Raw genomic sequence first — 14020 nt, forward strand, 5'->3', positions numbered from 1 at the left:
CTGTGCCCAGTCATCCTGGCCGGACACAGCCGGGAGCGGCCGCGCTCAGGACAGGGCCGAGAACGCGATCTTCTCGTTGCGGGCGAGGTGCTGCTCCACGGCCTTATCGACCGTGGCGGGGTCGCGGGTGCGGAATGCCTTCACAAGGTTCATGTGGGCTGTGCCGCGCCGCTCGTGCTCGGCGGGGTCGGGGTCGAGCTGCCCGAAGCCGATACGGATGTAGCGCTCTGCCGCTCGCCACAGGCTGGTCAGGATCCGAATGTCCCAGGCGGTCGCAGCGGGCGCCAAGAGGGCCAGGTGGAAGGCGTGGTGGTCGTCGTAGATGTCGGCCATGCCGTGCTCCCGGGCGCCGAAGTCGGCCGCGTGGGCCTCCAGCCGGTCCAGGTCGTTGTCCGTCAGGAGACCGCACGAGCGTCGGGCGATCTCCGGCTCCAGGGCGCGCCGCAGACGGTAGATACCGCGCAGGTCGTCGAGGTCGAGCGGGGCGATGACCGCGCTGCGGCCCGGCCGCATGACGACCAGGCCCTCGCTCTCCAAGCTGCGCAGGGCTTCGCGGATGGGGATGAAGCTGATGTTGAGCATTCCGGCCAGCTCGCGCAGCGAGTACTCCGTGCCGGGGGCCAGGTGGCCGGCTAGGATCGCGCGCCGCAGTTCTTCGGTGGCCTGTTCCACCACGGACCGCGACGTGATGGGCTGGAGCGCCCCTCGAGGTGTCGCCACGGTGTGTTCCTCGCTTCGGCCGACCGGCGGTGGACACCAAACTATAACTACGCTCATACGGGTGGACTGCGTGCCTCACGAGGGCGGCCCGGCGGACACCGCACCGGCAACGCCCCGGGCCGTGATGGACACGGCTCGGGGCGCTGCCGGGGGCCGACTGGGTGGCAGGTATCAGAGCTTCAGAATGCGTTCGGAGTTCCCACTGGCGATCTTCCGGCGGTCGTGGGAGGACAGGTGGGCGCTGCGCAGGAACCCGACGGCCTGCTCGCTCTTCTCGAAGGGATAGTCGATGGCGAACAGCACATTGTCGATGCCCACGGACTTGATGGCGGCCTGGAGCATGGTGTCGTCCATCACCCCCGAGGTGGTGATGGCGATGTTCTCCCTGAGGTACTCGGAGGGCTTCTTCTTCAGCGGCACCTTGGTGTTGATGTTTCGGATCTGCACGTCGAGACGGGGAGCCTGGAACGGCAGGAACTCGCCCATGTGGCCCACGATGAGCTTGGCGCCCGGGAAGTCGTCGAAGACGCCCCCGAGGATGACCCGTAGGGCGTGCCCGCCAGTCTCGGCAGCCCAGCTGTAGAGGGGACCGACCAGCTCGGGACGGCCCTTCAGCAGCCCCCATTCACCGGCCGGGGCCGGGGTGGGGTGGAGGTAGAGGGCTGCGCCCAGTTCCTCCAGTGCGGCCCACACGGGCCGGAACTGCGGCTCGTCCAAGTAGTGGCCGTTCGTATGGCCGTTGACCAGGAACCCGGCCATCTTGAGATCACGTATGGCGCGCCTGGCCTCGCGCACGGCTGCCTGTGGGTCCTGGAGTGGCAGCGCGGCGAGGCCGCCGAAGCGGGTGGGGTGGGTGTCGATGACGGCGGCCAGGGCGTCGTTGGCAACCTGTGCGTCCCGTACGGCGATGGCCGCGTCGGGCTGCATCTGCACCCCGGGCGGTGTCAGGGAGAGTACCTGCATGGTGACGCCGTTGGCGTCCATGTCGGCGAGGCGGTACTGGGTGACGTCCGGCAGCCTCTTGAACCACTCGGCGGTGACCTCGGGCTTGAAGGGGATCGCACCGTTCAGCGCCGTGCCCTGGGTGATGAGGCCGGGCAGGATGATGGCTTCTTCGATGGCGATGATCCGCAGCTTGCCGTGAGGGTCGGGCTTGGCGTCGTGGGCCTGGGCAACGCCGGGTGTCACCAGGGTGGAGGCGCCGGCGAGTGCGGCCGTGCCTGCCGCGGTGTTGAGAACCTGTCGTCTGGTCCAGGGGTGAGCGCTCATACGTGCTGCCTTCTTTCCTAGGGTGTCTGTGGTGCGTGGGAAGCGGATGCTGTGCGCTGCGCCGGCGTGTGCGGGAGCAGCGCACGGAGGCGCGGCCGTCCTTGTGTGCAGAGATGGCGTGCCAAGCTCAGACGGGGCGCGGAAGTGGGGAGTGGCGTCGCGACGAGCCGCACCGGCCCGCCGTTGGTGTCACACGCCGCGGGCGGCCGTTGCTTCGGGGCGGCAGACCATTCGGCACCGAACAACACGCGCTCACGAGCCGGGCCGAAGCCGGCGGCGACCCTGCGCGCACGGCAAAGCGGTCCGCCCCGGCCGCGAGGCAGGTGCCTCGGACAGGGTGCGGCCGGGGCGGGGTCTGGTGGGGGCGCGTGTACGGCACCGGTCGATGGGGCTGTGTTCCTCGCAGGCCGCGCGGAAAGGCTCAAGAACCGCAGGTTGCCGCCGTCTCGCCCCGGCGTGCGCCGCCGCTCAGGGTGTCGATCAGGGCGAGGGCGTCCTCTGGAGCCTCTTCGCCGAGCCAGCCCATCATCTGGTCGGGGCGGACCACCACGAGGCGGGCGTTCAGCAGTTCGGCCTGCCTGGCGGCCAGCGGGTCCGGCAGACGTACCACGGTGAGGGGGACACCCCGCCGGTGCGCGGTCTCCTCGATGGCGGTCGTCGATACGTCCGGCCCGAGCGCGAGCAGCGTCAGACCGGCACCGAGCAGGTCGTACAGGGAGCGGCCGTCCTCCAGGAACAGGTGCGGCAGCCGGGCCCCGGCCCACGCGAGGCACTCAGCCCCCTCACCTCCGTCTCGTGCGACGGGAAGAATCGGGGAGGCGGCGATACGGAGGCCGATGACCAGGTCTAGGGAGTGGAACTCCGCTTTCTTGGTCTGCTGGATCCGCATGTCCGCCGCCTGCCGTGCCTGAGCGCCCGCTGCGTCGTCCGCGTCCAGGTTGTCGGCGAGCAACTCCGTGGAGAGCACGCGCATGTTGGCGGTCGCCTCGCGGATGACGCGTTCCTGCACGGGGCGGCGTTCGCGCTCGTAGCTGTCGAGCATGTCCGGCCCGCCCCAGCCTTCGAGCACGGCCGCGAGTTTCCAGCCCAGGTCGACGGCGTCTCCGATGCCCGTGTTGAGGCCGTGGCCGCCGAACGGCGGGTTGAGGTGCGCGGCGTCACCGGCGAGGAAGACCCGGCCGTGGCGCATGCGGTCGACGATCTGCATCCGTGCGGTCCACGGGTCGGTGGACAGTACTCGGGCCTCCACCGGGCGGCCTGCCACCGCGTCGATGATCTGTCGCGCCTCACGCTCCCCGGTGGCCCGGTCGACGCCGAAGGCGATCGCCCACCAGGTGTCCGCCCGGTCCAGCGGCCCGACCAGGGCCGGAGCCTCCGCGTTGACGACCCAGTACTGCACAGCCGGCCCGTGCGCCACGTGCTTCCCCAGGCCGGGGCTCTGGAAGACCATGCCGAAGTTCGGACGCAGAGCCTCACCGCCCGTGTAGCAGGCGCCGATCTCCTCCCGTACGACGCTGCGCGGGCCGTCGCAGCCGATCACGTACTCGGCGGTGACGACGGAGCGCGCCCCGGCGCCGTCCTCGACGGTCACGGTCACCAGGTCGTCCTCCTGACGCACACCAACGACCTTCGAGCCCAGGGCGAGTCGCCCCGGGGCCAGTTCCTCGACCGCCTCGCGCAGCACTTCCTCCAGTACGTACTGCGGTGCCTGCTGGCCGGTCTCCGGGAAGCGGTCGCCCTCCGGGGCCAGCCCCAGGACACCGGTGAAACGGGACAGTTCCCTGCCCGTCAGGGAGGTGCAGAACACCACGTCCTGGGACCAGGAGACGGGCAGCGGCGCGCGCTCGCGCAGCCGCTCGGCCAGGCCCCAGCGCCGTAGGTGCTCCATCGTTCGCACGTTGAGGGTCTTGCAGCGGGGGCGGGCGCGGGACACGGTGGGACGCGGCTCGACGACGAGGCAGTCGACGCCGCGCAGGCGAAGTTCGACCGCAGCAGCCAGACCGACCGGTCCGCCGCCGGCGATGAGGACCTGCACGTGTCGAGGGAGGTGCTTGTTCTCGACGGACGACATCAGCGGCCGCTCTCGGTCTTCTGCTGTGCGGCCCAGTGCGCGCACTCCTCGGCGAACGCGAGCTGGCGCAGGTGCAGCGCGTGGCCGAGCGTGTGGTGGTCGATGCAGTGCCCCGTTGCGCGGGCGACGCTCGCGTCCACGAACGGTGCTGCCGTGAACAGGGCGGCGAACTTGGCGACGTTCTCCGCGCCGCTGCTCCACAAGGCGTCGAACTCGGCGAGCGCGTTGTGGACGGGGACGCGGACCTGGGGGGCGAGGGCGGGCAGGTGCTCCCTCGGCCACCGGGGTGCCTGGACCAACTCCCGTACGGGAACGGGTGCATACGATGCGTGCGCCTGGCGCACGCCCTCCGCCCGGTAGGTGTGCTCGGGGCCGAACATCACCTTGTCCCGCTCCTCGTAGGGCAGGTCCACGGTCGCGTCTGCCGGCAGGGAGCCGAGGGCCTCGGCCGCTCCGCCGCTCGGGATGACGGCGCCCATTCCGGTCGCCGAGACACCGATCAGGGGTATGCCCGGATCGGACGCGGCGATCATCAGGGCGATCATGCCGCCGATCGAATGGCCGACGAGGAACACGCTGTGCGCGTCGAGGCGTTCGGTGGCTTGCGCCAGGGCCCCGTTGAGCAGCTCCACGTGCCGGGTGAAGGTGTTGGCGTCCGGCTCCAGCGCCGTGCTGCCGCCGTAGCCGGGGCGGTCGAAGGCCACCACCGGGTACCCGTGGGCGACGGCGGTGTCCAGGAAGGATCCTTCCGGTGCGCCCGCGACGTCGAAGTACTGCGCCGTGTACGTACCGCCGTGGAGGGCCGCGATGAGGGGTTTGCCGGTGGGTTCGGCAGGCCCCGCCGCGAGTGCCGTGATCTTGTGTCCGTCGACCTCGAAGGTCAGAAGGTCGTGCTGTTTGGCCATCTGTGGCCTCCTGCCAGGGGTGGGTTCCAGCGGGCCGCGCGGGGAGGGGTCGCCTGCGGCGGATGACGACGCACAGTTCGGCGATGTGAACCGGGCGCACGGACGCACTGATCATGGGAGCGTCTCCGGGCGCCGCCGAGCCTGTGAGCCTAGGTGCTATATGTAATAACAGCAAGGATTCCGGTCGGTGGACGGCCCGCCCTCGCCGAGGCGTCCGTCAGTGGCGCTGCGGCACGTAATCCTGGGTGATCTGCTTGTACTCCAGGAAGTCCTCGACGGAGGCCAGGCCGCCCAGACGTCCCACGCCGCTGGACTTGAAGCCGCCCTCCTCGAACTCGATGGTGAGGTTCGCCCAGCTGTTGATCGAGATGAGTCCGGCGTCGAGTTGTCGTGCGACCCGCACTGGCCGGTCGGCGTCCCGGCTCCAAACACAGGCGCTGAGGCCGTACTCGGTGTCGTTGGCGAGGGCGATCGCCTCCTCCTCGGTGTCGAAGACCTGGACGGTCTGTACCGGGCCGAAGGTCTCCTCCTGGACGATCGGGAGCGAGGAGTCGGTGACCGCCAGCAGGGTCGGGTGGTAGAAGGCGCCGCCGGCCAGCTCGGGGCGGGTGCTGGGGCCGCCGCGGACGATCGGTTTGGCGCCGGCCGCGATGGCCGCCTCCACGGCGGCGTCGACGCGGGCGACCGAAGCCTTGTCGATCAGCGGGCCGATCTGGCTCTCGGCATCGGCGGCCGGGCCCGGGCGCACGCTCTCCAGGCGCTGGGCCAGTGCGGCGGTGAACTCGTCGGCGATGTCCCGCTGGACCAGGACCCGGCTGCCGGTCATGCAGAACTGCCCGGCGAAGACGGTGCACGACGCGACGGCCGTGGCCAGCGCGGCCTCGATGTCGGCGTCGGCGAAGACCAAGTGCGGGGTCTTGCCACCCAGTTCGAGGCCGACCCGCTTGAAGTGGGCCGCCGCGCTCTGGGCGACGAGCCGCCCCGTGGCGGTGCTGCCGGTGAAGCTGATGACGGGCACCCGCGGCGACTCGACCAGCAGTCGGGCGACGTCGGAGCCGGACTCGACGACGACGTTCACCGTCCCGTTCGGCAACTCGGGAACGGAGGCGAGGATCTCGCTCATGAGCGCGGCCGTTCGGGCCGCCTGCCCCGGCATCTTCACCACGGCCGTGCAGCCCGCGGCGAGGGCCGGGGCCAGCGCGCGGATGCACAGGTAGGCGGGGGAGTTCCACGGCACGATGATTCCGGCGACGCCGACCGGCTGACGGATCGACATGGCCTGGCGGCCCGGCTGGGTGTCGGCGACCCGGCCGTGCGGCTGGAGCGCGAGACCCGCTGCGAAGCGCAGCGCGCGCAGGATGAAGTGCGACTCGAAGCCGGCCTCGCGGCGCAGCTTGCCGTTCTCCAGGCACAGGGTGTCGATCACCTCGTCCATGCGCGCGGCGTACGCGTCGGCGAGGTGGCTGAGCGCCGTGGCCCGCACCATCGGATCGAGACGCCACTCGCTCTCCTTGAACGTGCGGTCGGCCGCGTCGATGGCCAGCTGTCCCACCTCCGTGTCGGCGTCCGCGTAGGTGCCGATCGTCTCGCCCGTGGCCGGATCGACGCTGTCGGAGATCCGGGCGGAACCGACCCATTCGCCGTCGATCCAGTGCCGTGCGGTGTTCTCTCGGGTCATGTCGGCGACTCCTTGCGTGAGAGGGAGGAGATCAGGTCGGGGGAGATGAGGGAGGGGGGAGGGGGCGCGGCCCGGCGGAACGCGCCGGTCTTCACAGGCGGAGCAGCCGCTCGGCGTTGCCGTGGGCGATCTTCTCCCGGTCGGCCTCGCTGATCGGGGCCGTGCGCAGGAACTCGGTGGCTGCCGCCATCTCCTCGAAGGGGTAGTCGGTACCGAAGAGGATGTGGTCCGAACCCAGGGCCAGCAGCGAGCACAACAGCGGTGGGGCCGAGCACACGCCGCTGGTCGTGATGTAGAGGTTGTGCCGGATGTACTCCGAGGGGTTGCCCCGGGCCAGCTCGACGCCCTGGTGGTTGTGGTAGTCCCAGCGGGAGTCCATGCGCCACAGCACGTAGGGCAGGCCCTCGCCCATGTGGCCCAGCAGCATCTTGGCGTCGGGGAAGTCGTCGAAGACGCCCCCGAACACGCACCGCAGGAAGTGGGTGGCCGTCTCCGAACCCCAGCTCCACATCGGGCCGATGAGTTCGGGGTGCCCCTTGATGACGTGCGGGACGTCGACACCGTTGGCCGGGTGCAGATACAGCGGCACGTCCAGGCCGGCGGCGCGCTCCCACACGATCCGCAGTTCGGGATCGTCGAGGTAGCGGCCCTGGGTGTGGGCGTTGACCAGGGCGCCACGCATGCCCAACTCGGAGACGGCGCGCTCCAGTTCGTCGGCGGCGGCCTTCGGGTCCTGCAACGGCAGGGCGGCGAAACCGGCGAAGCGATCGGGATGGTCGGTGATCACATCGGCGAGCAGGTCGTTCACGGCAGTCGCCTGGGCGACCGCGACGGCGGCGTCCTTCTCAGCCTGGATACCAGGGGAGTTGAGGGACAGCACCTGCATGTCAAGGCCCACTGCGTCCATCTCCGCCAGCCGCTCGCCGGTGATGTCCAGGAGCCGCCGGGACGCCTCGCGCCACTTGTCCGGTTGGAGGATCGCGGCCGCCGAGGCGCCGTACTTCTCCAACTCGGGTGTGACGAAGTGTTCCTCAAGACCGATGGTCCGCATCGCGACTCCTCTACGTTTCACTTATATGCATTGACTTCCTCGATGGTGAAACGTACGTTCCGTTGGTGTCAACCCTTTGGAACGTCCGAGTAAATGGAGGTGCCCGATGACGGGTACGGAGCTCCCCGCGGCGGGTCCGGTCCCGGACGGGGCCATGCCGGATGTGGTCGTGGCGGGGTATGGGCCGGTCGGCATGGTGGCGGCCGCACTTCTGGGACGGGCAGGGCACCGCGTTCTCGTGCTGGAGCGCTACGCCGGCCTGTACAACCTGCCGCGAGCGGCCAGCTTCGACGACGAGACCATGCGCACCCTGGCCCGTCTCGGCGTGGCGGAGGAGCTATTGCCCAAGGTGCGTGTCCAGCCGACCTACGAATGGCGCAACGCCAGCGGCGACCTGCTGATAGAGCAGTCCTTCGCCGAGACCGGCCGCAGCGGCTGGGCGGAATGGAACATGATGTACCAGCCCGACCTCGAAGAGGCGCTGGACACCGTGTGCCGCTCGATGCCCCGGGTGGATGTGCGGCACGACAGCACCGTCGTCGCCCTGCAGCAGGCCGCGGACCACGTCACGGTCACCTTCGAGGGGCCCGAAGGACCCCAAAGGGTCGAGGCGCGCTACGTGCTGGGCTGCGACGGCGGCAACAGCTTCGTGCGCGCGTCGCTCGGGGTCGACCTGCACGACTACGGCTTCTCCGAACCGTGGATGGTGTGCGACTTCCGCTTCCGCCGCCCCACCGAGGTGCCGCGCGCGCTGCAGCTCGGCGACCCGCTGGGCCCGACCTCGATCATCTCGCTCGGCCCCGCGCACCACCGGTTCAGCTTCATGCTCGACTCGGTCGGCGACTTCGAGACCGAGCGCGACCCGCAGCGCGTCTGGAAACGGGTCGCCTCCTACCTCACCCCCGACGACGCCGAACTCATCCGGGTCGCCACCTACACCTTCCGGTCCCTCATCGCCGACGAGTGGCGCCGTGACCGCGTCCTGCTCGCGGGCGACGCGGCCCACCAGATGCCCCCCTTCCTAGGCCAGGGCATGTGCTCCGGATTCCGCGACGCGCAGAACCTCGCGTTCAAACTGGACCTCGTCCTGCGCGGCGCCGCGTCGGACCACATCCTCGACACGTACCAGACCGAGCGCGAACCGCATGTGCGCGCGGTCACCGAGAAGGGCATAGAGCTGGGCCACCTCCAGACCTTGCGCGACCCCGAAAGGGCCGCCGAGCGCGACCGGACGCTGCTGGCGCGCCGCGTGGCTACCGCCGCCCCCGATCCCGTGCGCTTCCCGGACCTGACCGAGGGCCTGTTCACCCGGGGCACGGGCGCCGGCCGAGGGCAGCTGTCGGTGCAGGGCGTCGTGGACGACGGCACGCGCCGCGACCGCCTCGACCAGATCGTGGGCGACGGGTTCCACCTGCTCGTCGACGAAGACCAACTGGCCACCCTGGAGAGCGACCGGCTGCTGGACGCCCTCGCCGTGGCCGGCGTGCGCGTCGTCGTCCTCGGCGAGCGGACGGCGGCGCACCCGACGGCGGCCGTTGTCCGGGATGTCGACGGCACCTACCGCGCATGGTTCGCGGAGCTGGGCTGCTCCGCCGTCGCCGTCCGGCCCGACTTTTACGTGTACGGCGCGGCGAACGGACCCTCCGCCGCGGTCGCCCTCGCCGTCGAGCTGTTGGAAGCGATCCATGCCGACGCGGCCGACTCCGAGGGGGCGGACGCCTGATGTCCCCTCTCGACAGCTCCAGGCCCCGGGACAGACGGTTTCGGGTGGCACGATCAGGCCGGCCTCTATGATCGCTTCTGTGACGACACGCCATCCTTCCGACACCGAGGCCGGCGAAGCATCGCCGGCCCGGCAGGGCATCCAATCCGTCGAACTGGCGATGACGGTCCTGCAAGCCCTCGAAGAGGGACGGGGCCCGATGAGCCTGACGCAGATAGCCGCGGCCAGCGGTATGCAGCCCAGCAAGGCCCACCGCTATCTCGTCAGCCTCGCCCGCGTCGGCCTCGTCGCCCAGTCGCCCAGCTCCGGCCGCTACGACATGGGGCCGGCCATGCGGCGCCTCGGCGTCGAGTCGCTGCGCAGGATGGACGAAGTGGCACTCGTCAGCGAACACCTGCCGGACCTGCGGGACCGCACCTCGCACGCGGTCAACCTGTCGGTGTGGGGAGACCACGGCCCCGTCGTCGTGCGCTGGGAATACGGCGCCCACGCCCTGCCGATCACGGTCCGCGTCGGCGCCACCATGCCGCTGCTCACCTCGGCGATGGGAGGAGCGTTCCTCGCGCACCTGCCCGAACAGCTCACGGAACCAGTGCTGCGCGGACAGCTCGAAACGGAAAAGCTCGACGCAGCCACTCGGGACCACGTTGAACGGATCAAGAGCGAGGTGCGGCAAGACGGTGTGGCCAGCACCGTCGGCGGTGTCATCCCGGGCGTCACCTCCCTGGCGGCGCCTGTCTTCACCGCAGGCGAGTCCTTCCCTCTCGTCGTCACCCTGGTCATGCCCGCGCGAGGTATCACACAGCAGGACCTGGGTCGCCTCTCGGGCGAGCTGCTGACCTCGACCCGGGCCATGTCCGAGATGCTGGGTCACTCCGTGGAACAGCACCGGCCGTAAGCGTCCGTGCCCGAGGGCCCAGAGCGCCGATACGCAGCCGCGTGAGGTCTCTACCAACCGCGAGAGCGCCGCTGGCGAGCCCCCTGCGGGACGGACCGCGGCCTGCGGTGCTCGCGCGGTCGCTGCGAAAGCGAGAGTCGCAGCGCTCGCACAGCCCACTGGAATTCCGTCCGCCTGAAACCAGGCCGCGTCACGTGGCCATCGCGAACGAAAGGTAACCGCTGCCCATGAGCAAGCTGGAGATCATCGTGGCGAGCACGCGCCCCGGGCGCGTAGGGCCGAGCGTTGCCCACTGGATCGATGCGGAAGCGGCGGCACACGGCGGTTTCGACGAGATCGAGATCGTGGACCTCGCGGGGGTGAACCTGCCCTTCATGAACGAACCCCACCACCCGAAGTTCGGCCGCTACACCCACCAGCACACCCGCGCTTGGAGCGCCAAGGTCGCCGAGGCCGACGCCTTCATCTTCGTCATGCCGGAGTACAACTACGGCTACAACGCCGAACTCAAGAACGCGATCGACTACCTCTACAGCGAGTGGCAGTACAAGCCGGTAGGTATAGCCAGCTACGGCGGTGTGTCGGCGGGAACACGGGCAGCGCAGATGATCAAGCAGGTGGTGACCACGCTGAAGATGACGCCCGTCTTCGAGGCGGTGTCCATCCCCTTCGTGCAGCAGTTCCTCGACGACGAGCAGCGACTCCTGCCCAACGACGTCATGACCAGCTCGGCCAAGGCGATGCTCGACGAACTGGTCCGCGTCACCGAGGCCCTGCGCCCGCTGCGTGCTGCCGCCGCACCGTAGCGAGGGTGGGCCCGAAGGCCGGCCCCCGCCCTGTGCCTCGGGTGTCAGAGATGAAGGAGGCGCTCGGCGTTGCGGTGGGCGACGTCGTGCTGAGCGTCTTCGGAGAGCCCGGATCCGGCCAGGAAGGCACGGGATCCGGTTTGGCCGACGAAGGGGTAGTCAACCGAGTAGATCATTCGGTCGGTGCCCAGGAGCTCGGTGCAGAAGCGCAGGTGAGGGCCGGTGAACATGCCGCTCGGGGTGTAGTAGCTGTTCTGCCGCACGTACTCGCCGATGGTGCGGTCGAGGCCGGTGGCCTTACGAGGCAGGGCTTCGTCGAGACGGTCGAGGTACCACGGGACGGCCTCGCCCCAGTGGCCCAGGATGAACTGCAGCTCGGGATAGCGGTCGAAGACACCGCTGAGCACCAGGTGGATGAAATGGACGCCGGACTCGTTGTGCCAGCCCCACGCCGCGGTCGCGAACCGGGTGGCGACGACGTCATTGAGGCCGGCCTCGTAGTTGTCGGCAGCCGTGACGCACGTAGGGGGAGCGGGGTGGAGGTAGACGGGAACGCGCAGCTCAGCGGCGGTGCGCAGGATCAGGTCGAAACGTTCCGCCGAGAGGTACTCGTCGTCGGTGCGACCGTGGATGAGGGTGCCGACGAAGCCCAGTTCCTCCACCGCACGGCGGAGTTCGTCCGGGGCGTGCTCAGGAGCGGTGGTGGGCAGCGACGCGAAGGCGGCGAACCTGTCGGGGTGGCGCCTGCAAGCCGCCGCGAGGCGGTCGTTGACGTCGCGGACCAGTTCCGGGGCCACGTCGGCGGGGAGGTACTGGGTAGTGAGGTTGGACAGCACCTGCATGTCGATGCCGTCGGCGTCCATGGCAGCGAGCCGGCCCTCGTCCAAATCCTCCAACACCTCGGCCGACGGGCTGTAAGGCAGACCGCTCGCCGGGGCGAATGACCTGCCGAAACCAGGGCTGACCGCGCCTGCCCGGCTGGCCGACGCCTTGGCCACGCCGGTGTGCAGCGTGTGCTCTTCAATCGTGATCAGTCTCATTGCTCCCCAGCACTCCTCCGCTGTTGTTGCGGTCACTTGCCGGTCTCTTCGCGCAGCCATGCGAAAGCGGACTGCTTGATGTCGCGCTCCAGGTCGCTGCCCTTGGTGGCGAAGACGCGGCGCACCGGGAATCCGCTGGCCTCCAGCAGGTAGGGCGAGGGCCGCGTACTCCCGCGGGAACCGGGCGACCGCCTCTGCGTCGACGTCGACCGATCCCGACGGGGTACGTGAAAGAGCCGAAGTCGTACACGCTCTTACGGTCGCTGATGCGCCACACCCCGTCCCGCTTCTCCAGACGGTCGATGAACCGGTTTTGGCCGTTGCAGCCGAGGCGGAGGTCGACGTTCTCGCCGATGATGACAGCGTTGGTCTCGCTGACCGCGCGTGTGCCGTCAGGGGAGAAGGTCACCACGGGCGCCGTGATCAGGTGCTTGGTTCGGAAGGCGGACTCTCCCATCCGGGCGGAGGCGTCCACGAACTCGTACGCCCGCCCCTCGAACCACGTGATCTCGATACGGCCGTCGGGGTGGAAGAGACCCTTCAACCGGTCCCACTCGCCCAGGTCCCGGTGGATCCAACCCGTCATGAGATCGGCAATGTCCTGCTGGTCCTGATAAGTGACGTTCGCGTTCATGTATTCAGAGTGCAGTTCTCTTACTGATAGATCCAACCGAAAGATACGATCGATCGATCGCCAAGAACGATGGAAAGGTGAAGGATGGAGCTGCGGCACTTGCGTTACTTCGTCGCTGTCGCCGACGAACAGCATTTCGGCCGCGCCTCCGCGCAGCTGCACGTCACCCAATCCACCCTCAGTGCCCAGATCCAGGCGCTGGAGCGGGAGGTGGGGGGAAGCCTGTTCTCCCGTACAAGCCGACGCGTCAAGCTGACCGAGGCCGGTGAACTTCTGCTTCCCGAGGCCCGCAGAGCCTTGGCGCAGGCCGACCGCGCCCTGCAGGTGGCTCGGGAGTCGGTGCACGGCGAGACGGGGACGGTCCGGATCGGCTTCGCCGGCGTCGCCGTCCTCGAAGGCGTCCTCCCCGACGACATGCACGACTTCAGCCTGGCGCACCCACGGGTCGGCCTCACCCTGACCGAGCTTCCGCCGGCTGCCCAGATCCAGGCGGTGCGTGACGGAGCGATCGACGTCGGCTACTGCCCTGACTTGGGCCTCGGCGACACCGACGGTCTGAGGGTCACGCGGCGCGCACCTACTCCACTGTCCGTCGCCCTGCGCACCGACCACGAACTGGCGTCCCAGTGTGCGGTGACGACAACCGCACTGAGCGCCCACGAGCTCATCATTTTCGCGAGCAGCAAGGAGGACGAGACCGTCCTGTCCCGGATCTGGCCCGCCGGTCAGGGGGACCATTCCCAAGTCCGCCTGGTCGGCAGCACCCTGGGCGCACTCGCCCTGGCCTCGGCGGGCACAGGCGTGGCCCTCGTCCCCACCGCCACGCAGCGCATCGACCTGCCGTGCCTCACCTACCGTCCCCTGCGCGGAGCGCCACCCGGGCCCGATCTGCTGGTCCTCGGCCGGAACGACGAGACCTCAGGAGCGGTCCGTGCTTATCTCGGCGGTGTCCCTGCGCCATGATCCCGTCTTCGTCAGAAACCGCCCTCCGCCTGCTGCCTTACTGCGGCTCTGGGGCTGCACGTCCCCCGCATCCTCGACCGGCTGCGCTCCCAACTCGCATGGCAGCCTTGGCCACACAGCCGCAGTGGGCGCGACACGGCCTGGCGCGAAGACCGCTCCCCGCCTTTTGCTAAGGGTGCCACGCCACCGGTCAGTGTCGCTGCCCGCGTGGCCCCTTGAGTACACAAGCCCGCTCTGTCGTCCACGGAACGCCGCCGCGATG

Annotated in this window: 12 protein-coding genes; 4 read left to right on the forward strand and 8 right to left on the reverse strand. The window is 69.5% G+C overall.

Going from position 1 to position 14020, the window contains the following annotated elements; translation table 11 throughout:
* Nucleotides 1-45 precede the first annotated feature (45 nt).
* From ACWGIH_RS21590 to ACWGIH_RS21615, 6 genes are all read right to left on the reverse strand, one after another.
* Nucleotides 46-720, reverse strand: a complete 675-nt coding sequence (locus ACWGIH_RS21590; protein ID WP_453451042.1) for a GntR family transcriptional regulator — start codon at nucleotides 718-720, stop codon at nucleotides 46-48.
* Nucleotides 721-891: 171 nt separating this feature from the next.
* The gene (locus tag ACWGIH_RS21595; protein ID WP_453451040.1) at nucleotides 892-1989 is read right to left on the reverse strand and encodes an amidohydrolase family protein; all 1098 of its coding nucleotides are present in this window, start codon (nucleotides 1987-1989) and stop codon (nucleotides 892-894) included.
* Nucleotides 1990-2410: 421 nt separating this feature from the next.
* Entirely contained in the window at nucleotides 2411-4060 is a 1650-nt protein-coding gene (locus ACWGIH_RS21600) for an FAD-dependent monooxygenase (RefSeq protein ID WP_453451039.1), read from the reverse strand.
* Complete coding sequence (locus tag ACWGIH_RS21605; protein WP_453451038.1) at nucleotides 4060-4965, reverse strand: alpha/beta fold hydrolase; 906 nt, start codon at nucleotides 4963-4965, stop codon at nucleotides 4060-4062. The genes ACWGIH_RS21600 and ACWGIH_RS21605 overlap by 1 nt, the downstream gene beginning before the upstream one ends.
* Nucleotides 4966-5182: 217 nt before the next feature.
* On the reverse strand, nucleotides 5183-6643 hold the full coding sequence (locus tag ACWGIH_RS21610) for an aldehyde dehydrogenase family protein (RefSeq protein ID WP_453451037.1): 1461 nt from the start codon (nucleotides 6641-6643) through the stop codon (nucleotides 5183-5185).
* A 91-nt stretch (nucleotides 6644-6734) separates the two neighbouring features.
* Complete coding sequence (locus ACWGIH_RS21615; protein ID WP_453451036.1) at nucleotides 6735-7694, reverse strand: amidohydrolase family protein; 960 nt, start codon at nucleotides 7692-7694, stop codon at nucleotides 6735-6737.
* A 106-nt stretch (nucleotides 7695-7800) separates the two neighbouring features.
* Here ACWGIH_RS21615 and mhpA point away from each other — a divergent pair, with 106 nt between their 5' ends.
* From mhpA to ACWGIH_RS21630, 3 genes are all read left to right on the forward strand, one after another.
* Nucleotides 7801-9417, forward strand: a complete 1617-nt coding sequence (gene mhpA, locus ACWGIH_RS21620; protein WP_453451035.1) for a bifunctional 3-(3-hydroxy-phenyl)propionate/3-hydroxycinnamic acid hydroxylase MhpA — start codon at nucleotides 7801-7803, stop codon at nucleotides 9415-9417.
* A 79-nt stretch (nucleotides 9418-9496) separates the two neighbouring features.
* The gene (locus ACWGIH_RS21625; RefSeq protein ID WP_453451034.1) at nucleotides 9497-10315 is read left to right on the forward strand and encodes an IclR family transcriptional regulator; all 819 of its coding nucleotides are present in this window, start codon (nucleotides 9497-9499) and stop codon (nucleotides 10313-10315) included.
* Between the two features lie 227 nt (nucleotides 10316-10542).
* Nucleotides 10543-11121, forward strand: coding sequence for an NADPH-dependent FMN reductase (locus ACWGIH_RS21630; protein ID WP_453451033.1), 579 nt, complete (start codon nucleotides 10543-10545; stop codon nucleotides 11119-11121).
* Between the two features lie 44 nt (nucleotides 11122-11165).
* Here ACWGIH_RS21630 and ACWGIH_RS21635 read toward each other — a convergent pair whose 3' ends face one another.
* Together ACWGIH_RS21635 and ACWGIH_RS21640 are read right to left on the reverse strand one after the other, a co-directional pair.
* Nucleotides 11166-12161 (reverse strand): amidohydrolase family protein, encoded by a 996-nt coding sequence (locus ACWGIH_RS21635; protein WP_453451032.1) that lies wholly within the window; start codon nucleotides 12159-12161, stop codon nucleotides 11166-11168.
* The gene (locus tag ACWGIH_RS21640; RefSeq protein WP_453451030.1) at nucleotides 12142-12795 is read right to left on the reverse strand and encodes a nuclear transport factor 2 family protein; all 654 of its coding nucleotides are present in this window, start codon (nucleotides 12793-12795) and stop codon (nucleotides 12142-12144) included. The genes ACWGIH_RS21635 and ACWGIH_RS21640 overlap by 20 nt, the downstream gene beginning before the upstream one ends.
* 84 nt (nucleotides 12796-12879) lie before the next feature.
* On the opposite strand from ACWGIH_RS21640, the gene ACWGIH_RS21645 reads away from it, so the two are divergent.
* Nucleotides 12880-13758 carry a LysR family transcriptional regulator gene (locus tag ACWGIH_RS21645; RefSeq protein ID WP_453451029.1) on the forward strand — a complete coding sequence of 293 codons (879 nt, stop codon included), beginning with the start codon at nucleotides 12880-12882 and terminating at the stop codon, nucleotides 13756-13758.
* Nucleotides 13759-14020: the final 262 nt, after the last annotated feature.

The sequence above is a fragment of the Streptomyces sp. NPDC054872 genome, from assembly GCF_053610705.1.